Raw genomic sequence first — 19257 nt, 5'->3', positions numbered from 1 at the left:
CGCGACCGCAACACCAAATGACCGCCCACAACACACTCCAATCAAGAAGGGTGTTGCATCCACCGCTTGAAACCGCCCGCCGAATCGTGATCTCCCGGCAGTCTCGACTTCGAGGCCCCACACCGGTCGGCATCCTCTCGGTTGCGCACACCCAGCCGTCGCGGCTCGCGCGGCCATCTGGTCCTACACGGTATGCCCGAACCGCACATTGCTCGTCTCGAAGGCGCACGAGACCACGGGGCCGCGCCATCCGCGTCAACGAATGTTGACGCGCCACACGCATGTGCCCGCTCGGCCTGCCTTCGGACGCGCGAACGCGGCGATGCGGCCCGGTAGTCGGCGCGCTTCTCAGTCCGACTCCACCCACCACGGCGGAAAACTGATGTCGAGCCGCTCACTGCGCCGGTAACCCGACCATGTCGGCACACCCGCCGGCTGCCCGCGGTAGACGCCGCGCGCAGCCGCGACAACCCGCGAGTGCTGCGTCGGCCACTGCAACTCCGTCGCGATGTCCTCCAATGCGGACAGGCGATGGTCGTCCAGGGCGCGGTCGACCAACGGCAGCGCGGGGAGCGCATTGCTCTTGTCGCCGTTGCACCGCCGGCACGCCAACACCAGATTGGCGAGACCGTCGATCCCCACCAGCGACCACGGCAGCACATGGTCGACCGGGTTGTCCGGCGGCAGCTGCGTACCGCAGTAGAAGCACTGCGGTCCGAACGCCTCCTTGTACGGCTCGCGGACTGCCGCCAACGCCGTCCGCTCTCTGCCGAACAGGTGCCCCGCGACGTCGGGCACGTCGGAGTCGAGGAACTTGTTCATTCGCCGCACGTCCTCGACCCACATGCTCTCGAGCGCCGGTTTGAGCAATCCGGCCAAGCGGGCCAGGCCGTACGCGACACCAGGATTGAGCGTGATGGCATCGCCCCGTGCGCGCACCGCGGACCGCGATACGTTCTCGCCAAGGAAGGAATCGTCGTACAGGAAAGGATCACTCACCGACGAACCCGGCAGCTTCTGCAGGCGGGGGAGGGGCTGCTTGATGAGGGCGATCGCGATCCGGTCGATGGCCACCGCGTATGCCGCCGGCGCGCGCAGCACGGCGACTTCGAGGGACATCCGGCCGTTTCCGGCCTTCGCCGCCGACCGTAACTCCTTCGTGGCGTCGATGATTCGCGTTCGGCTCCCTGTTCGGCGCTGAGCCAGATCGTGCCCTTCGAAGGGCCGGACCTGGTGCCAGTACAGCGCCAGCACCCGGTGGGCGAGATCGGGGATGGGGACCGTCAACGCGTCGTCGTCTCGCCGCGGCAGATTCTCGATCGCATGCTCGATCAACGCCATCAACGTGGCGAGCTTGTAGGTGGCGTCGCGCTGGCCTTGCTCGAGAATAGCGATGACGCGCTGGCCGAGCAGCAGCGGATCACTCGCCACGAGCGCCTACGCTACGGCTTCGTCGTCGGTTTGCCCGCGATCGGCTCGACGGTCAGCGTCATCGGCTTGCCCTCGCGCAGGATCTCGACCGGCGTGCCCTTGCCGATCTCGAGTTGACGCACCGCGACGACGAACCCGTCGAGGTCGCCGACCTCACGGTCACCGATCTTGACGACGACGTCGCCGTCCTTGATCCCCGCACGCTCCGCCGGCTCACCCTGCTTGACCTCGGTCACCTTCGCCCCGGCCGAGCTGGTGTCGCTGACCGACTGCGCGGTCAAACCCAGTGTGGGATGGGCGATCACGCCGTCGCGCATCAGCGTCTCGACGACGTGCTTCATCTCATTGACTGGAATCGCGAAGCCCAACCCGCTGGCGCTGTCCGACAGCGACTTGCCTGCCGCGTTGATGCCGATCACCTCGGCGTTCATGTTGATCAGCGGGCCACCCGAGTTGCCGTGGTTGATCGCTGCGTCCGTTTGCACCGCCGAGATGACGATGTCCTCACCCGAACGTTCCGCCGAGAGCCGCACCGCGCGGTTCAGCGCGCTGATGATGCCCTGCGTGTCGGTGCTCCGCAGACCCAGCGGCGCACCGGCGGCGATCACCTCCTGGCCCACCCGCAGGCGGTTCGAGTCACCCAGTCGCGCGACCGTCAGGTGGTCGACGTTGTTGACCTTCAGCACCGCCAGATCCGTCACCGGGTCACGTCCGACGACGTGCGCCGGCACGGTCTTGCCGTCGTTGAAGATCACCGACAGCTTCCACTTCTTCGTATCGCTCGCGGCCTCTTCGACCACGTGGTTGTTGGTGACGATGTAGCCGCGGCCGTCCACGACCACCCCGGAACCCTGGGACCCGGACTGGTCGCTGACCGCCTCGATGGTGACCACCGAGTCCGCGACCGCGTCGGCGACCTTGGTGAACCGGCCCTCCGCCTCACCGTCGCGGACGGTGTCCGACACGTTGACCTTCGGAATCGAGAACGCCTCGATGATCGACGCCGTCCTGCTGCCCATCCACCCGCCGGCCAGCCCCACGACAAGCGCGAGGACGCCGAGCAGGACGAGCGCGGGACGCGACACCTTCCCGCTGAAGAGCACGTCGATGAGGCCGAGCTTGGGACCGGCCGGGACGGGGGCAGCCTGCGCGACAGCCGCCGGTGGTGGCGTCTCGGCCTGCGGCGGCCAGGGCTCGGCGGCATCGGAGTCGTCGTCAGCCGCGGGGTGGCCGAAGACGTCGTCGAGCACGGGGCCGGGGGACTGATTGGTCGGCGTGTATTCACCCTGGTCACGACGCCGCTCAGGGGCCGCGAACGCCCCCTGGACGCCGTCCGGGCGGCCGAAGGCGCGCTGCGTCGCCGGATCGACTGGTGAAGCCCCCTCACCAGGCGGTGTACCGGTCGGCTGATCCCGCTCGCTCACGCGCGCTCACTTCCTCCATCGACGTCTGGCGGTTGCCATCCTCCATCATGCCGTCAACCGCCGGCTGCTCGTTGAGCCCGCAAGATGTGGCGTACTCGCTCGGTGGAATCGAACCGCCGGCCCGGGCCAGGTGCTTCGATCGTCGTATGGGGCAGGTGAGGCTCCGCTTGGTCCGCCGCAGATACGAGGCGGCAGCTCTGCACGGTGACACCGATGCCATGTACTACCTCGGCTACCTCTACAGACAGTCGACCGATCCGGCCGACGTCGAGTTGGCGCTGCGTTGGCTCGAGACCGCCGCCGGCGCGGGCCACGCCACCGCGATGTACGCGCTCGGCTACCACCACGCGAACAGCCTGCCGCCGGATCTGGACTGCGCGGCACGCTGGTACCGGCGCGCAGCGAGCGCCGGGAACGCCGACGCCGTGTACGGATTGGGATACCTGTACGCGGCGTTGACCCACCCGGCCGATGTGGGGCAGGCCGAGCGCTGGTACAGGCGCGCCGCCGACGCCGGCGACCGCCGGGCCATGTACAACCTCGGCCGCCTGTACGAGAAGCGGAAGAAGCCACCCGACCTGCGCTCAGCGCTGCACTGGTACGGCCGTGCGGCGAAGGCCGGGGACACCGACGGCATGGAAGGTCTCGGATCCGTCTACGCGGACACGATAAAACCGCCGGACCTCGACCGGGCGTGCAGTTGGTATCAGCGCGCCGCTGCGGCCGGCAGTGCGGACGCCATGTACGAGCTCGCGAAGCTGTACGGAAAACGCATGCAGCCGCCCCAACCGGACGAGGCGCATCACTGGTACGTGCGCGCGGCCGCCGCGGGCAGCGACGAAGCGCTCGACGAACTGCAGACGCTCGACCCGGTCGCGGCGGATCGGGTGCGGCGCCGGCGTCGCATCCGTCGCTGGGCGACGCTGCAGCGGGACTGATCCGAGTCGCCGCCCGCACTCTAGGATGGCCGCACACCACCGGCACGACGACGGGGCGCGGATTGACTCAGGGCAGACTGCGCAAGCAGCCAGTTCAGGAGCGGTCGCGCGCGACCATCCAGAGGATCCTCGACACGGCGTCACGCCTGTTGGTCGAGGTCGGCTACGACGCCGTCGCCGGCTCCCCCACGCTGCTCTTGCAGGAGTCCGGCGTGAGCCGCGGCTCCTTCTACTCGTTCTTCGAGACCCCGGAGAAGGTTCTCGAGCAGTTGGCCTTCCAGTGCATGCAGGACTCGGCCGTGACACTCGTGGACGATCTGCGGCCGGGTCGGCACGCGCACTGGAACGACGTCATCGACACACTGGTGGACTTCTACGTCGGCTCGTTCAAACGTCCGCTCGTCCGCGAACTGTGGGTGTGCCAGCACCTGACCCCTCCGGTGCGGACCGCCGACCGGGAGTGGATGAACAATGTCGCCGCCATGATGCTGGCGGCGTTCCAGGCGTTCGAGCCGATGTTCAGCCGGCTCACGGTGCTTCAGTGCCTCGTCGCCGTCGAGATCCTCGAGCGCCTGTTCCAGTACGCCTATACCGAGGATCCCGACGGCGATCCGCGCACCATCGATGAGATCCGTGTCGTGCTGATTCAGTACTTCACGGCGTACTCGGAACCCGATCCCGGCCCCGCCGGATAGCCAGCACCACCCCGATCGCCGCCGCCACCGGGAACACGGCGAGCAGCGAGTACGCCAGGGCGGGTGAACCGCCGACGAGCATCGGGAAGTTGAGCACCACCAGCGTGCCCGCCAGGAGGAGTCCGGCCAGGCCCAGTGCCGGAGCCACTTTCGTCGTCCACACGTTGCCGGTCCCGAGCCCGCGTAGGAAGAACGTCAGGACGGCCAGGCTGGTCAACATCAGCAGGATGAGGAACCCGGAGGTGGTCAGCCCGCCCATTTAGGCGAACACCTGCAGCATGGGGTCGAGGCCCAGCATGGCGAAGACGAGGATCGCCGCCGCGCAGAGCACGGTCTGCGTCAGAGATCCCATGTGCGGGGACACATGTCGCGTGTGCGTGAGCCCCAGCCGGGACGGCAGCACCCCCGACTGACCGAGCGCGTGGAAGTACCGCGCCGTCACGTTGTGGAACGACAGGATGCACGCGAAGATGCTCGTCAACAACAGCACCTGCGCCACGATCGAGCCCACCGCGCCGAGGTAGTTCTGCGTGGTCGCGACGAGCATGCCCGCGGGATCACCCAGCGACTCCTCGACGACACCCGTCGGCCCCCACGCGACGACCAGGCTGTAGGCCGAGACGGCGTAGAACAGGCCGATCGACACGACGGCGATGTAGGTCGCCCGCGGGATGGTCCTGCCGGGGTTGCGGGCCTCGTCACGGAACACCGCGGTGGCTTCGAAGCCGACGAAACCCAGCAGCGCGAACGTCAGTCCGACGCCCAACTCCCCGGAGAGGACCGCACCGGTGGTGAACGGTTCCGCGGAGTATCCTTCGGCGCCGCCGGTCGCGAACACGACCGCCACCAGAACCGCGACGATGCCGACTTCGGCGACGAGCAGGATGCCCAACACCTTCGACGACAGGTCGATGTGCCGGTACCCGAGGACGCCGACCAGGGCGACGGTGAGCAGACAGTAGACCCACCAGGCGATGTCGGGCCCGCCGAGGCTGACCACGGTGATGTTGAGCTGAACGCCCATGAGCGTCAGCGCGGACACCGGAGCCGCCACGTAGGTGACGATCGCCACCAGAGCCGTTGCGGTACCCGACTTCTCACCGATCCCGTGCTGGACATAGGTGTAGAAGGCACCGGGTCGCGGTATGCGCGAGGCCATCTGGGACATACCGACGGAGAACAGGATCAGGATCGCCGCCGACGCGAAGAACATGACGGGGAAACCGAGCCCGTTGCCGAACGCGAAGCCCATCGGGATGACGCCGCCGACGACGGTGAGCGGTGCGGCCGCGGCGACCACCATGAAGACGATCGAGGCGACGCCGAGGTTGCCGGTGAGCTTCGTCGCCGAGGGTGGCGCGGCCGGCGTGGAAGCCGCCGGGGTGCCGACCGCGGGGGCCGGGATGATCATGTCGGTCATCTCAGGGTCCCGTCTACTCGCTGTTGGCCATGAAGGCGGTGAATTCCGGGGTGGCGCCGGCCCGCACGCGGTCCAGGTCGAAGCCGTAGGCGACCTCTTCGCCGCGGACGGCCCGCAGCGGGTCCTCGAAGTCGCGGATGTAGCCCATCGAGAACGCGCCCTCCTGGTAGCCCATCAACTTGAGCAGGTCGTCGTCGAGCGTTCTCGCGATCTCGAGTGGCACCGAAAGATATTGGTTCTCTTCCTGTCTCACCCATCCGACCGAGTAGTTGATGTTGATGGCGCGGCGCACCTTGTCCGACATGTTCGCGCCGCCGCTGTGCACGATCTTGCCGCTGTAGATGAGTACCGAGCCGCGCGACATCTCGGCCTGCAGGCAGTCGGCGTCGGTGTACTCCTTGGCGGTCAGCGCGTCGGGCAGGTGGCTGCCCGGCACGACGCGGGTGGCGCCCATCTCCGCGGTGTAGTCCGACAGCGCCCACAGCATGTTGCACTGCACGTGGTAGTCGCTGGGGAAGGGGAAGAAGTCCCATGCCACCTGGTCGCGGTGCAGACCCTGCGCGGACTCGCCGGGTTCGATGGAGATGATCTGCGTCAGCATCAGCTGGAACGCGCTGGCGTGACTGAGGAACTGCTCCACGACACCAAGGATCGTCGGGTTCTGGATGAGGGTGCGGCAGGACGGTGAGCGCGCGATGAGCGCACCGGTGCGCCGGGTCCGCTTGCCGAGGATCGCGTTGTACCCGATCGGGGTGTCGGCGATGTACGGGGCGATCTCCTCGTCGATCGCGTCCATGAGCGACGTGGGGACGAGGTTGTCGACGATGACGTAGTTGTCCCGGTCCAGGTGATCGACGATCTCCGAGACGGGTGTGCTGGCGGGAAGGTGATTGAGCGTGGTCATAGTTGGGCCTCCGGCGCGGTCAGCCAGGCTCCGTTGCCTTCGGCGATGTGGACTCAAATGCGACTGCAGTCGTGTTTTGAGTATGTGGCTGCGCCGGTGTCATCCCGGTAAAGCGTCGTGACAGTCTGGTTAAAGACGAATCCGACGGGTTTATTCGCGAGCTACCGCCCCGACGGCCCTCGCCGTTTCTGGTTCTTGCCCTTGTCCTGCGGCGGCTCTTCCCGCGGGCTGAGCCCCGTGATCCGCCCGAACGTGCTCACTCCGGGGAGGTCGCCCACCACCCGGAAGGCGGCGTCACGCTGCGCGGCCAGCGCCTCCAGTTGCGGCAGGATGCGGTCCATGGTCTGCAGGGTGGGATCGGCGAGCGCCATGTAGCGCTCGACTCGGTCGAGGGTCTTGTTGAGCCGTTCCGTTGCGGCAGCGAGGTTTTCGAGCAACCCGGGGAGCTGGGCGACGATCTGCGCCGACGCCGCCGGCACGCGCAGCGCCCCGCTGGCCGCGTCCTGTGCCGCCTGCAGCGCGGCCTGCGCCGCCGCGCGGACGTCGTTGGGCTGCGGGTTCTTCGAGTCAGCCATACCTCAACTGTGCCCCACATCCGGCCGCTTGCCACCTGCTCAACACAAGCGTTACCTAACCGCCACCCCGCGTCTTCGCCCGGACCGCCACCAGGCCGCCGCCGATGACGAGCACCATCCCGAGGTACATGTACAGCGTCGGCGGGTGGTGCCAGACGATCCAGTCGATCAACGCGGTGAACACGATGACGCAGTAGATGAACGGCCCGACCTTCTCGGCTGACGCGTACCGGTAGGCCACGACGATGAGAATCTGCGAGAACAGCTGCGCGAAACCGAGAGCGATCAGCCAGCCCCACGTCCGCGGCGGGAACGCCTGCCAGTCGAGAGCCGCGATGGGTACGGACATCACGGTCGACAGCAGGAAGTAGTAGAACAGCACCCGCGTCATCGGTTCGGTCGCCCCGAGCCAGCGCACCGTCATCATCGCGACGGCCAGCAGCACCGCCCCGGCGAGCGCCGACACCTCACCGATGTGGAACATGCGCGCCTGCGGTTGCAGCACAAGCACCACCCCGGCGAACCCGATGCCCGCCCCGATCCACGTCGCCCGCGCCACCGGCTGCCGTGTCACCACCCACGCCACCAGCGGCATCCACAGCGGAGCGCTGTAGGTCAGCAGCGTCGCGTTGGCCAACGGGATCTGGGAGATCGCGAAGAACAGCGCATACCAGCACGCGGTCCCGGTGACCGCCCGCATGACATGCAACCCGATCTTGGAGGTGCGCAGCGACGCCCACCCGTCGCGCGCCACGAGCGGGGCGATGAACACCAGGCAGATCAGGTTCTGGAACAGCAGCAGCACCCCGGTGGAGGTGTACTGACCCGCCACCTTCGCCAACGCGCCCACCAGCGCGACACAGAAGAACGCGGCCGTTGTCAGCGCCGCGCCCAGCGCGAGGTTCTCGGGCCGGTGCCCTACCGCAGCTCTCACTCAATTCCTCTGTAGCGCAGCCGCTTTGACGGCGTTACGGTTCATCCGGTCCGTCTCGCGCTCGAGGATGGTGTTCAGCGCGCGCGGGGCGACGACGTCGAGCGCCCGCAGCGCCAGGGCCTTACGGGGTGCGATGCGGATCGGCCTGGTGCGCGCCGCGGTGACCATCCACTCCGCGGCCTCGTCGGCGGACAGTGCGGCGACGCCGCTGTACGCCTGTGTCGGCGCGATCATCGGTGTCGCCACCAACGGGTAGTACACGGTCGTCGAGTGCACGCCCGTGTGGCCCCATTCGGTGTCGATGACCCGGCTGACGGCGCTCAGCGCGGCCTTGGATGCGTTGTAGGCGGCGAACATCGGCGACGACTCCGGCAGCACGCGCCAGGTGGCGACGTTGATGATGTGGCCGTCACCGCGTTCGATCATCCCGGGCGCCACGCCGCGGATGAGCCGCAGCGGGGCGTAGTAGTTGAGCTGCATGACCCGCTCGACGTCGTGCCAGCGTCCCAGCGATTCGGCCAGCGGCCTGCGGATGGACCGCGCGGCATTGTTGATCAGAACGTCCACGGCGCCGGCCCTGTCGACCAGCGCGTCGACCTCGTCGAGATCCGCCAGGTTCGCCGGAATGGCCTTGGCGGCGCCGCCGGCCGCGGCGATCCGCGCGACCACCTCGTCGAGCAGTGCCTCCCGCCGCGCCACGGCGATCACGAATGCACCTTGGGCGGCGAGCCGCTGCGCGGCGACGGCCCCGATCCCCGAGGACGCGCCGGTCAGCAGGATCCGCTTCCCGCGCAGATCGAACGTCGTGCGCGCCGGCCACCGCGGGACGGGACGCATACCGGCCAGCCGCAACGACCGTGTGATGGCTGCTCTCACCGCGGTGCACCCCCCGTCCGGTCGGCGAAGTGCTGGCCGTTTGCTGACAATGTAGGGCCAGGGGAACGTCCATGCGGCCTATTGACGGAATGGTCAGGGACCCGCTTCCTCCAGCGCGGTCTTGACGTCCGCCTGCGTCTCCGCGAGGAAGGTCTGGAACTCGTCACCGGTCATGAACGTGGTGGTGAACTGGCTGCGCGCGGCGATCTGCTGCCAGGTCGGGGACTTCACCATCTCGCCGAGGGCCGTCTGCCAGTACGCGACCGCGAAGTCGGGCATGTCCGGCGGGCCGTAGAGGCCGCGCCAGTTCGACAGCGTGACGTCCAGACCCTGCTCGCGCGCGGTGGGCACGTCCAGATCCGGCAGCCGCTCCTCGGAAAGCACGCCGAGCGCCGCGAACTCCTTCGAATTCACCTGGTCGACCACTTCACTGACGCCGGTGATCGCAACGGGGATCTCGCCGTTGCGCATGGCGGTGCTCTGGTCGCCGCCGCCCTCGAACGGTACGTAGTTGATCGTCGACGGGTCACCGCCCGCGGCCGCCACCAGGAGGTCGAACGGCGCCTGGTCGTCGGTGGCGGCGCCGATGGGGAGGCCGGGGTCGGACTTCACGGCCGTCATCACGTCGCCGAGGGTCTCGAACGGGCTTCCCGCGCCGGTGACGACGACGTAGTACTCCGTCATCAGCCGGGCGATCATCGTCACGTCGGTGTAGCCGTACTCCGACAGACCGCGGAGCTCGTTCATCATCATCGACAGCGAGGTGACCGACACCTGATCGTCCCTGCCCCGGTACTGCTCGACCATGGTGGCGAGGAAGACCGCCCCGATGCCGCCCGGCCGGTTCTCCACGGGCAGAGGCACATCGACGAGGCGCTCCTTCTGCAGTGCGTCGACCACGGCGCGGATCGTGATGTCGAATCCGCTGCCGGGGTTGGCGCCCGCCGTCATCGTCACCGGTCCCGACGGATAGTCCGCGCCGGCGCGGGCCGGCGGCTGCGAGTCCTGGCACGCGGTCAGGACGACGGAGGCGGCCAGCACGGCGCCGAGGGCGGATCTGATTTTCACCGAGCAAGCTGTACACGCATTCGCGTGGCGCTGTCGGCGATTTCGCCGTTATGTGATCAGGCGGCGAGGCGTTCGTCCTCGCGGGACGCCGGTGCCCCGGCGCTGACCGCCACGACGCGGCCCCGGGGTGCGGTGTTGGCACGGCTCCGCTCGCCGCGGTAGGTCAGGAGGTAGTTGTCGATCTGCTCCTGCTCGAGTGGCGTCGCGAAGATGTTCACCCCGGGGATCTCGATGCCACTGTCGTTCTCGGCGGCACGCTTTCGGGCGCCGAGGCGGAACAACACGACCGTCGCGAGGTCGGAGATGACCAGGGCGGCGCCGATGATGCCCGCGACCGCGCTCCCGGCGGCCAATGCGTAGACGAACAGACCCAGCCCGATGAAGCCGACCAAGAAGCCCACGTACGCCAGATACGTGATCGTCTCGCCGCGCAGTCTCGTCATCATGTCGCTCACCTCTCAAGTCATCGCTGCGCTACGCGTATCGTAGCGCTACGCCTAGTGTAGCGTAAGTGCGCCCCGGGATATTCCCGGCGAGATGCAACCGAGGAGCCGGCCATGGTGCAGCGACGAGATGTCGACGTCGGCATCACCGAGGCCACCCTGGATCTGCTGCGGACGAAAGGCCCGCGGTCGGTGACCGTCGAGGCGGTGACCGCGCGGTCCGGGATCGCGAAGACGACGATCTACCGCAGGCACAGTGACCGGCGGGACATGCTGTCCGTCGCACTGTCGCGGGTGACCGCGCCGGAACCGCTCGCGCCGGAGACCGACGCACCGGATCGGCTGCGGTGGGTGATCAGAGAAGCGGTCAAGGCGATCGAGGACGGCATCGGCTACGGCGGCTTCGCGGCGCTGCTCACCGACGACGATCCGGATTTCACCGCGGTCTTCCGTCGGATTCTCGTCGACCAGCGGTCCGAGATCGAGGCGGTGATCGACGCGGGCAAGGCCGACGGCTCGTTCCGCGGCGACGTCGACGGAGCGACGCTGATCGACGCGGTGGTCGGCGCGCACATCGCCGAACGCGCCCGCACGGGTGAGGTGGCCGACGGCTGGGAGGCGCGGCTGTTCGAGCTGTTCTGGCCGATCGTGCGGGTCGGGAAGCGTTGACATCGCGCTGGACGGCGTGAGCTGCTGGCACGCTGTCGCCGTAGACGCGAAGTCAACAGCTGTAGCGGACGTCCACGGCGTTTGACGGTTCAGTCGGCTGGGGTATTGCACGCGGATGGAGCGGTTGAGCGGTCTTGACGCGGGCCTGTTGTACAGCGAGTCATCCGCTGTGCCCCTCAATGTGTGCTCGATCGTCGAGTTGGACACGTCGACGGTTCCGGGCGGGTACACCTTCGAGCGATTCAGCAGTGACTTGGCGTCGCGGATGAGTGCGCTGCCTGAGTTGCGAGCGAAGCTCGCCGACAGTCAGCTGAACCTGGACCATCCGGTGTGGGTGGAGGATCGGGCATTCGACCTCTCCCGCCACTTGAAACGGATCAGCCTTCCGTCGCCGGGAGGTCGCCAGGAACTGGTGGACATCTGTGCGCACATCGCCGCGGTTCCCCTGGATCGCAGCAAGCCGCTGTGGGAGATGTGGGTGATCGAGGGCGTGAACGGCACCGACCCCCAGGACGGCGGTCGACTGGCGTTGATGCTCAGGCTGCACCACGCCGTGGTCGACGGCGTCTCGGCGGCCAACCTCCTCAACCAGCTGTGCGATCCCGAGCCGGTGGGCGCGCCTCGTGACCCTGTCGAAGGACCGGGTGACGCGACGCCGCTCGCGATCGCAGCGGATGGACTTCGACGGTTCCTCACCCGTCCGTTGCAGCTGACCCGGGTGATTCCGGAGACGACGTCGACGCTCGTCAAGACGATGACTCGTGCCGTCTCGGGAACCGCCATGGCCGCACCGTTCAAAGCCCCGACAACCCCCTTCAACGCCGAACTGACGTCGGAGCGCAACATTGCCCTGGCGCAGTTGGACCTCAAGGACGTCAAACGGGTGAAGAATCGGTACGACGTCAAAGTCAACGACGTCGTGATGGCGCTGTGCGGGGGTGCGCTGCGCGGATTCCTGCAGAAGCGCGCCGAGCTGCCGGACAGTCCGCTGATCGCCGTGGTGCCGTCGTCGGTGCGCGACAAGTCCGACCGCCCGGGCCGCAACCAGCTCTCGGGCATGTTCTGCAACTTGCACACTGACATCGACGATCCAGTGCAGCGACTTCATGCGATCGCCGAATCAGATTCGCGGGCAAAGGAACACAGCTCAGCGCTGGGACCCACGCTGTTGGTGGACTTGGCCGAGGTCTTCTCTCGCGGAATGTTCGGCTTGCTCGTGAACGTGATGTCCCGTACCCCGCTGACTCATACGGCCATACACAACGTGGTCATCTCCAACGTCGCGGGGCCGCCGCACACGTTGTACTCGTGCGGCGCCGAGGTCAAGGCGCTCTATCCGCTCGGTCCGATCTTCCACGGTTCGGGGCTGAACATCACGGTGATGTCGCTGGGGGACAAGTTGAACGTCGGCATCATCTCGTGCCCGAAGCTGGTCGACGACCTCTGGGACCTGGCCGACCGCTTCGAGCGTGAGCTCAAGGAGCTGCTCGACCGGAGCTGACGGCGTAGCTGTGTCGACCCTGCGTTGAGGGCCCTGGCTACCCGAATAGCGTCGCCGCAGACGCAAAGCGACAGCAGGTGGCGACGGAACCTTCGTCACTTGCGTCCCAACCGGAACATGGCTGTCTGCGATGACTGCGATGGAGGCCGGCGCATTCGACCAGATCCAGGCAGGTAGCCGCCTCGCCACACCCGGTTTGTTGATTTGCCAACAATGTGCTGACAGCCGTGTTAATTATATTCCGGCAAAGTCACCAAGGGGGATGGCATGGCGGGTCAGCATAGCGTGCGCCGGGGGAGAGCAAGCGCGAAGGGTCGTAGCCGAAGGCGCGGCGTCGAGCCGTACAGGTGGCTGGGCGCAGGCGCGGTGGCTCTGGGGTTGGGTGTCGCGGTCGCGAACGGATCGGGCGTCGCCTACGCCGACGACACCGCCGGGCCCGCGCCGTCGTCACCCTCATCCCAGGAAGATCATGGCGGCGAACGCGATTCGAAGCTCGACGACAACAACGGCGACGACGACGCCGACGACAAAGGCTTCGGCGACGTCAAGGATAACGACGTCAAGGACAACGACGTCAAGGACAACGAGGTCCAGGACGACGGCGCAACCCTCGACGACGAGAACATCGACGTCGACCACGAGGACACCGACGACGCAGAGGATTTCGACGAGTCCGACCAGCCGGACGGCGCCCTTGTCCCCGAGGACCTCGGAGCGGAGCCGGCGACGACCCAGCGCACGCTCACCTTCGTCGACGAAGCTCCGGAACCGGAGGTGGAGGTCGTAGCCGAGGAGGTGCCGGCGGTAGAGGTCGACCCGGTTGTCGCCGAAAGCCCGTTCTCCGCACCGCTTCCCGAATTGACGGCGCCTGCCGGCGTGAACACCGGCCCGGAAGTTCCCGGGCCGCCCGCCGCTCCAACGCTGAGCGAGCTGGTCGTGGCCGCCTACCGGCCCACAAACCAGCGCGGCCTCACCACGACGCAAGCCTCGGTGCAGACCACCGGCCAGTCGGCCCCCGCGGGTACGCCCCCGCTTGCCGCGGCGGCTGCGCCGTCAGGAGTCATCGACAGGTTCGCCCTCGGCGCCGGCCTGCCGTACACCGTGGTCGCCAGCCCCGACGGACGCACGGTCTACGTGATCACCACGACGTTGCCGACCGGCGGCGGATCGCTGCCGACCAGCACCGTGTACGGGTTCGACACGAGGACCAATCGGCCTGTCGGCGCCCCTCTTTCGGTCGGATATGTAGCACCCCAGACGTTCTCGACGTCCGCCAAGCCGATCACCTTCAGTCCCGACGGGAAGCGCGTGTACGTCGCGTCGATGGGTCAGGGCGCCGATGGACAGGCCACCAGCCGCGTCGTCGTGATCGACGCCGCCACCGGACAGGCGGTCGGCGACGCCATCGATCTGGGCAACGCGATGACGACCGGACTGGTCGTCAGTCCGGATGGCCGCCGCCTGTACACGGCCAACGGCAACAGCACCGTGACGGTGATCGACCTGCAGCACAACAACACCCCGGTCGCGACGGTGCCGATCGGGATCTTCGCGGGTCCGTCGTCCGGGGGCTTCGGGGTCGACATCGTGATCCGCCAGAACGACGCCCAGACCGTGTACATCACCGACTTCGCCGAGAGAGCGGTCTACGTGCTGGACCCCGCGACCAACGCGGTGGACCCCGATCCGATCCTGATCGACGGCAACCCGGTGTCGGTGGCGCTGTCACCGGACGGTTCGCGCCTCTTCGTCAATGCCATGTCGTTCACCGATCCACTCGGCTCCCCGACAAACCAGTCGACCCTCGTTGTCGTCAACACCGCAACGAAGGCGATAGTCGGGACGCCGATCTCTTACGGTTCGGTCGCCGAAGGGCCCGGGACCAACGGTATGACGTTGGTGAGCCCGGACGGGCGTTACGTCTACACCGAATCCTTCGCGTTGGCGTCAGGCGCCACACCGTCCGGGACCCTGTGGAAAATCGACACCGTGACCGGGACTGCGCAGGCGTTGTTGAGCGGGCTGTACCCGTCGACGCCGGTCATGAGTGCTGACGGCGCCCGGCTCTACGTGCCGGCTGTCGCGCTCGTCGGCGGTCAGCCCCACCTCGCGATCGGCGCAGTGAGCACACGCGACGGCACGATGCTCACCCGCATCCCCATCGACGCGGGAACCCCGATGGGGATCGCGTTGAGCGCCAACGGCAGCCGCGTCTATCTCGGACAAGTGCTGGTGGGCGACGGGGGAGACCCCACAAGCCTGACGGGACAGCTCGCGGTGATCGACACGGGGACGAGCAACGTGGTGACCCCGCCGAGGGCAGTCAATCCGATCACGTTGATCATCCGCACCGTCACCAATGCGGTACGCGCTTCGGCGCGAGCCGTCGCGCATGCGATCGAACGCAGCGTCACGACGATCGGCAGGTTGGTCCAGTCCGCTCGTGAGATCGCCCTCGCTGACGGCAACAGCCACGCAGAGGTTCCGTTCTGGGATCATCTCGGCACCGGCTTCTCGATGGCCGGGCTCGTCGACGACATCACCAACTTCCTCACTCACAACCTGGTGAGAAGACCGATCATGAGCGCGGTCGTAGGAGTCGGCAACCTCGCCTTGGGGCTGCGCGACATGGTCGTCGGCCACGCGTCGAACGACCCCGGCAGAGAACTCAGCGGTCTGATCGATGTGGCCTCCGGCATCGTGGCTCGAGTCAGCGCTCCCATCGCCATAGCCGCCCAACTGGCCAAGCTCTATGCGTCCTTCTGGGTGCCGATAGGAAAATCCGAGCAGACTGCGTTCCTCAACCACATCAGTCAGTGCTACTTCAAGAAGAACGCTGACCAACTCAACAGCGGGCAAGCCAAGCGGATAACTGATCGCTACAGCGGCGGTTGGGGTTTGGCGAACCTCCTGAGCGACCACTCGTTGTACAAGACCAAGGGATTCTGGAACTTCGTCGGCCAGTCCGGATGTCCATGACCACGCGCTCGGGAGGTGCGGCGAAGGGCTCGTCAACGCGCGCGTGTGGCGCCGCTCAGCCAGGCGAAGAACTCCTCGGCGGTGAACACCGGTTTGCCGTACTCCTGCGCCTTGCGCGCCTTGCCGGACTGCGTACCCGCCTCGGCCGTCACGAGCACCTCGCACCGCGTTTTGGTCACCGACCGCACCGGTTTCAGGCCCGCCGACTCGGCCAACCGCTCGATCTCGTCGCGCTCCACCACGCGCCCTGACGGGTCCAAAGTCGTTCCGGTGAAACAGATCCGGGCGCCGGGTACCAACGCGTCACCGATGTCGTGACGGGTCACCGATTGGGCGTCGCTCACCACGTCGACACCGAGCAGCGCCGACGCCTCGTGCAGGCGCGCGACCACCTCCTCGGGTAGCCGCGCCCTCGAGGCGGCTGCGCGCAACTGATCGGCCACTGCGAGTCGCGCCGCCGCATCCCACGACGAGTCGACGTCTCGGTGCACCGATGCGCCCAACAGCACCGCCCCCACGTCGCGGCTGATCCGCAGCAGCGCCGACAATCCCGGCAGATGCTCCGCCTTCGGCGTCGGCACGTCGGGATCGCGGCTGACCAGTAACCCCGAAACCGATTCTGCCGGTTCGGGTTCCTCGAATGCCGACGAGCCCTGCTCGACCGTCGCCGACGACAGCGCAACCAGCGCCGACCGCGCACGTTCGAGCGCCGTCCGCCCCGACACCCGCGCCCGGCGCAGGTCGACGCCCAGCGGCATCACCGCCACATGCCCGCACCGCTTGAGTTCAAAGTCGATCAGCCCCAGCGTCTCGTCCACCCCAGGCCCGACGGGCGTACACCCCGCCAGCATCGGCGCGATCACGGCCCAGGCCTCGCGCAGCGTCGGCGCCAGCAACACGTCGGACACGGTGATGCCGTATGCGTTTCGCGCGTCGGCCAGGTCGCGCTGCGGGTTCACCAGCGTCGAGACCGCGGTGCCGTCGTCGAACGCCACCGCCAGCTCCACGGGCCGCGGCCGGGACATGCGGCCTTCATCGCCGACGGTGAGCATGCCGATCGCGCAGTACTTCCGCGCGGCCGCGCTGCTGACCGAGCTGCGCAGGAACCGCGCGATGCGCCGGTCGGTCTTCAGATCCTTCGGCAGCACGGGGCGTTTGAGCACCAGCTCCGCCATCGATGTGCAGCGGCTCAACGCGACATACAGCTGGCCCGTCGAGAACATGCCGCCGGTCAGGTCCACGACCACCCGCTCCAGCGTCTGCCCCTGGCTCTTGTGGATGGTGATCGCCCACGCCAGTTTGAACGGCAGCTGCGTGAAGGTCCCGATGACCTCGCGGCGCAGCGCACCGCCGTCGACCACCGGCCGCGTCGCCTCCCACGTGAACGGCGTGACCTCCGCGCACGTCCCGTCGGCGAACTCGACCTCGACGACGACGCCGTACCGGTCGTAGCCCACGCCGACGACCCGCCCGATCGATCCGTTGACCCACCGGTCGCCCTGGTCGTTGTTGAGCATCATCACCTGCGCGCCGACCTTGAACCGCAACTCGTCCTCGATCGGCTTGTCGAACAGCGACAGGTCGCCGGACTCGCGGGCGCGGTGCAGCATCTCGTCGCCGGACAGCCGCTCGAGGTGTTGACGGTTGCGCGCGGTGACCAGCCGATTGGTGGGCGCCAGCGTCAGCCAGAACTCGTCGTCCGGCGGCACGAAGTCCTTGTCGGCGCGGGCGTTGAGCTGCTCCTGCGCGTGACCCAGCAGCACACCCTCACGAATCTCGTTCAGGATCGCCGTCATTCGGTCGTCGCCGAGTTGCCGGAACACGGTCGACAACGAGATCGTCGGGAAGTCGTCGCGGGAGAACCTGCGGGCCGAGAAGAAGTACGGTGTCTCGTAGACCGACGAGAAGTAGCCCTCCTCGCCGTCCCCGACCACCGGCGGCAACTGGTACAGATCGCCGACGAGCACGATCTGCACCCCGCCGAACGGCGCCCCCGGCTCAGGGCCGAACCGCTCCAACGCGGTGGCCACCATATCGAAGACGTCGGCGCGGACCATGGACGCCTCGTCGATGATCAAGGTCTGCAGCGACGCCAGCGTCTTGGCGAACCGGCCCGGGCGGTACTCGCCGCCGGTGACGTCGGCCAGCGTCGTCGTGGTGCGGAACCCGAACAGTCGGTGGATGGTGTAGCCGTCGACGTTGAGCGCCGCGATCCCGGTCGGCGCGACGACCACCACGTTGCGGTCGGTCTCCGCCATGAACCGCCGGATCAGCGTGGACTTACCGGTGCCTGCCTTACCCGTCAGGAACAGGTGCCGGCCACCTGCCAGCAGCGCCAACGCCTCCCGGAACTCGTCGGTGAGGACCAGGCCCCCGCTCACGTCGTCGACAGGTGTTGCGCCACAGCGCCGTAGCGTTCGAAACGCTCCGGATCGGACAGCGCGTTGTAGAACACCAGGCGGGCGGCGGTGTCGCCGTACCTGGCGGTGAGCGCGTCGGCCAGCCCGTCCCAGGTCGCCTCGGTGGCGAACGTGGCGACGTGCTCATCGGTGATCTGCGCGGCCATGCCCGCGAAGTCGCCGGCCTTCTGCTTCTCCCGGATCCGGGCCGTGGTCCCCTCGAAGCCGGCCTCGTCCCAGATGAACGCGTAGTTCGGTGTGCTCCCGTAGAAACTCATGCTCGCTCGCACCAGTTCGCGTTCGCGGTGGCGTTCCTCGTCGGTGTCGCCCACGATCGTCATCACCGGCACGATCAGCGCGATGTCCTCCGGTGCGCGACCCGACTTCGCCGCTCCCTCAGCGCGGTTCGGCAGCACATGCCGGGCGATGTAACCCGGCTCGCCGAGCGGGTGCACATGGATGCCGTCGGCCACCTCACCGGCCATCCGCAGCATCCACGGATTGACCGCGGCGACGTCGACCTTGGGATCCGGCGCATCGATCGGCCCGGCACTCCACTGGGGCGTGATGAAGTCGAGGCTGTAGAAGTCGCCGCGATGGTCGAGCTTGCCGGTCCGGAACGCCCGGAAGCACGCCTTCACCGCCAGCACGTAGTCCCGCAGGCGAGGGCCCGGATGCTCGAACTCCGTGCCGTAGCGGCGCACCACGTGCGTGCGGACCTGCGTGCCGAGGCCCAACCGGAACCTGCCGTCTGTCGCCTCCTGCAGCTCCCACGCCGTCGCGGCCGTCACGAAGGGACTGCGCGGGAACGCCACCGCCACACCGGTCGACAACTCGAGTCCCGGCGCCGCCTGGGCGGCCACCGCGGCGTTGAGGTAGGCGGTTCTCCCGGTCTCGGTGAACAGCAGACCGTCGAAGCCGGCGGATCGAGCGCGGCGCGCCAGGTCGCCGATCGCCTGCAGGGGCTGCGGAGTCGTCATCGCGTCGACGTGCACGTTTCG

At 67.7% G+C, this 19257-nt stretch carries 17 protein-coding genes; 5 read left to right on the top strand and 12 right to left on the bottom strand.

Annotated features, from left to right (window positions below):
• Nucleotides 1–348: 348 nt before the first annotated feature.
• Together AU195_RS20690 and AU195_RS20685 are read right to left on the bottom strand one after the other, a co-directional pair.
• Complete coding sequence (locus AU195_RS20690) at nucleotides 349–1431, bottom strand: HNH endonuclease (RefSeq protein WP_059160908.1); 1083 nt, start codon at nucleotides 1429–1431, stop codon at nucleotides 349–351.
• Between the two features lie 11 nt (nucleotides 1432–1442).
• On the bottom strand, nucleotides 1443–2855 hold the full coding sequence (locus AU195_RS20685; protein ID WP_059160907.1) for a S1C family serine protease: 1413 nt from the start codon (nucleotides 2853–2855) through the stop codon (nucleotides 1443–1445).
• A 167-nt stretch (nucleotides 2856–3022) separates the two neighbouring features.
• Here AU195_RS20685 and AU195_RS20680 point away from each other — a divergent pair, with 167 nt between their 5' ends.
• Together AU195_RS20680 and AU195_RS20675 are read left to right on the top strand one after the other, a co-directional pair.
• The gene (locus tag AU195_RS20680) at nucleotides 3023–3793 is read left to right on the top strand and encodes a tetratricopeptide repeat protein (protein WP_216636404.1); all 771 of its coding nucleotides are present in this window, start codon (nucleotides 3023–3025) and stop codon (nucleotides 3791–3793) included.
• A gap of 62 nt (nucleotides 3794–3855) precedes the next feature.
• Nucleotides 3856–4488: a TetR/AcrR family transcriptional regulator gene (locus AU195_RS20675; RefSeq protein ID WP_059160905.1), complete on the top strand. Its 633-nt coding sequence runs from the start codon at nucleotides 3856–3858 to the stop codon at nucleotides 4486–4488.
• Here the strand turns inward: AU195_RS20675 and AU195_RS26265 are convergent.
• The 8 genes from AU195_RS26265 to AU195_RS20640 all read right to left on the bottom strand — a co-directional run bounded on the left by AU195_RS26265 (nucleotide 4448) and on the right by AU195_RS20640 (nucleotide 10711).
• Nucleotides 4448–4747: a hypothetical protein gene (locus AU195_RS26265; RefSeq protein ID WP_286149434.1), complete on the bottom strand. Its 300-nt coding sequence runs from the start codon at nucleotides 4745–4747 to the stop codon at nucleotides 4448–4450. The two genes, AU195_RS20675 and AU195_RS26265, sit on opposite strands and share 41 nt — an antisense overlap.
• Entirely contained in the window at nucleotides 4748–5908 is a 1161-nt protein-coding gene (locus AU195_RS20670; protein WP_286149433.1) for an APC family permease, read from the bottom strand.
• 13 nt (nucleotides 5909–5921) lie between these two features.
• A complete protein-coding gene (locus tag AU195_RS20665; protein WP_059160904.1) occupies nucleotides 5922–6812 on the bottom strand; it encodes a phytanoyl-CoA dioxygenase family protein in 891 nt (296 codons plus the stop codon).
• A gap of 161 nt (nucleotides 6813–6973) precedes the next feature.
• Complete coding sequence (locus tag AU195_RS20660) at nucleotides 6974–7387, bottom strand: hypothetical protein (RefSeq protein WP_059160903.1); 414 nt, start codon at nucleotides 7385–7387, stop codon at nucleotides 6974–6976.
• Nucleotides 7388–7442: 55 nt separating this feature from the next.
• Nucleotides 7443–8321 carry a DMT family transporter gene (locus tag AU195_RS20655; RefSeq protein WP_059160902.1) on the bottom strand — a complete coding sequence of 293 codons (879 nt, stop codon included), beginning with the start codon at nucleotides 8319–8321 and terminating at the stop codon, nucleotides 7443–7445.
• Nucleotides 8322–9197: an SDR family oxidoreductase gene (locus AU195_RS20650; RefSeq protein WP_157531210.1), complete on the bottom strand. Its 876-nt coding sequence runs from the start codon at nucleotides 9195–9197 to the stop codon at nucleotides 8322–8324.
• Nucleotides 9198–9290: 93 nt separating this feature from the next.
• On the bottom strand, nucleotides 9291–10265 hold the full coding sequence (locus AU195_RS20645) for a Bug family tripartite tricarboxylate transporter substrate binding protein (RefSeq protein ID WP_172800655.1): 975 nt from the start codon (nucleotides 10263–10265) through the stop codon (nucleotides 9291–9293).
• Nucleotides 10266–10321: 56 nt separating this feature from the next.
• Complete coding sequence (locus AU195_RS20640) at nucleotides 10322–10711, bottom strand: hypothetical protein (RefSeq protein ID WP_059160922.1); 390 nt, start codon at nucleotides 10709–10711, stop codon at nucleotides 10322–10324.
• A gap of 111 nt (nucleotides 10712–10822) precedes the next feature.
• Between AU195_RS20640 and AU195_RS20635 the strand changes: the two genes are divergently transcribed.
• The 3 genes from AU195_RS20635 to AU195_RS20625 all read left to right on the top strand — a co-directional run bounded on the left by AU195_RS20635 (nucleotide 10823) and on the right by AU195_RS20625 (nucleotide 15857).
• Nucleotides 10823–11377 carry a TetR/AcrR family transcriptional regulator gene (locus AU195_RS20635; protein ID WP_059160900.1) on the top strand — a complete coding sequence of 185 codons (555 nt, stop codon included), beginning with the start codon at nucleotides 10823–10825 and terminating at the stop codon, nucleotides 11375–11377.
• A gap of 115 nt (nucleotides 11378–11492) precedes the next feature.
• A complete protein-coding gene (locus AU195_RS20630; protein WP_059160899.1) occupies nucleotides 11493–12878 on the top strand; it encodes a WS/DGAT/MGAT family O-acyltransferase in 1386 nt (461 codons plus the stop codon).
• A gap of 366 nt (nucleotides 12879–13244) precedes the next feature.
• Nucleotides 13245–15857 (top strand): YncE family protein, encoded by a 2613-nt coding sequence (locus AU195_RS20625; protein WP_059160898.1) that lies wholly within the window; start codon nucleotides 13245–13247, stop codon nucleotides 15855–15857.
• Nucleotides 15858–15889: 32 nt separating this feature from the next.
• Here the strand turns inward: AU195_RS20625 and AU195_RS20620 are convergent, their stop codons facing one another.
• Both AU195_RS20620 and AU195_RS20615 read right to left on the bottom strand, forming a co-directional pair.
• Nucleotides 15890–18238 carry an AAA family ATPase gene (locus AU195_RS20620; protein WP_082703143.1) on the bottom strand — a complete coding sequence of 783 codons (2349 nt, stop codon included), beginning with the start codon at nucleotides 18236–18238 and terminating at the stop codon, nucleotides 15890–15892.
• Complete coding sequence (locus tag AU195_RS20615; protein ID WP_059160897.1) at nucleotides 18235–19251, bottom strand: TIGR03617 family F420-dependent LLM class oxidoreductase; 1017 nt, start codon at nucleotides 19249–19251, stop codon at nucleotides 18235–18237. The genes AU195_RS20620 and AU195_RS20615 overlap by 4 nt, the downstream gene beginning before the upstream one ends.
• Nucleotides 19252–19257 lie beyond the last annotated feature (6 nt).

The sequence above is a fragment of the Mycobacterium sp. IS-1496 genome (genome assembly GCF_001499995.1).
Classification (GTDB): Bacteria; Actinomycetota; Actinomycetes; order Mycobacteriales; family Mycobacteriaceae; genus Mycobacterium.
This window is presented reverse-complemented; position numbering and strand designations above follow the sequence as displayed.

Coding starts and splice junctions, on each gene's coding strand:
- AU195_RS20670 (WP_286149433.1), bottom strand. CDS start 5,908: ATGACCGACATGATCATCCCGGCCCCCGCGGTCGGCACCCCGGCGGCT.
- AU195_RS20640 (WP_059160922.1), bottom strand. CDS start 10,711: ATGATGACGAGACTGCGCGGCGAGACGATCACGTATCTGGCGTACGTG.
- AU195_RS20630 (WP_059160899.1), top strand. CDS start 11,493: ATGGAGCGGTTGAGCGGTCTTGACGCGGGCCTGTTGTACAGCGAGTCA.
- AU195_RS20665 (WP_059160904.1), bottom strand. CDS start 6,812: ATGACCACGCTCAATCACCTTCCCGCCAGCACACCCGTCTCGGAGATC.
- AU195_RS20635 (WP_059160900.1), top strand. CDS start 10,823: ATGGTGCAGCGACGAGATGTCGACGTCGGCATCACCGAGGCCACCCTG.
- AU195_RS20660 (WP_059160903.1), bottom strand. CDS start 7,387: ATGGCTGACTCGAAGAACCCGCAGCCCAACGACGTCCGCGCGGCGGCG.
- AU195_RS26265 (WP_286149434.1), bottom strand. CDS start 4,747: ATGGGCGGGCTGACCACCTCCGGGTTCCTCATCCTGCTGATGTTGACC.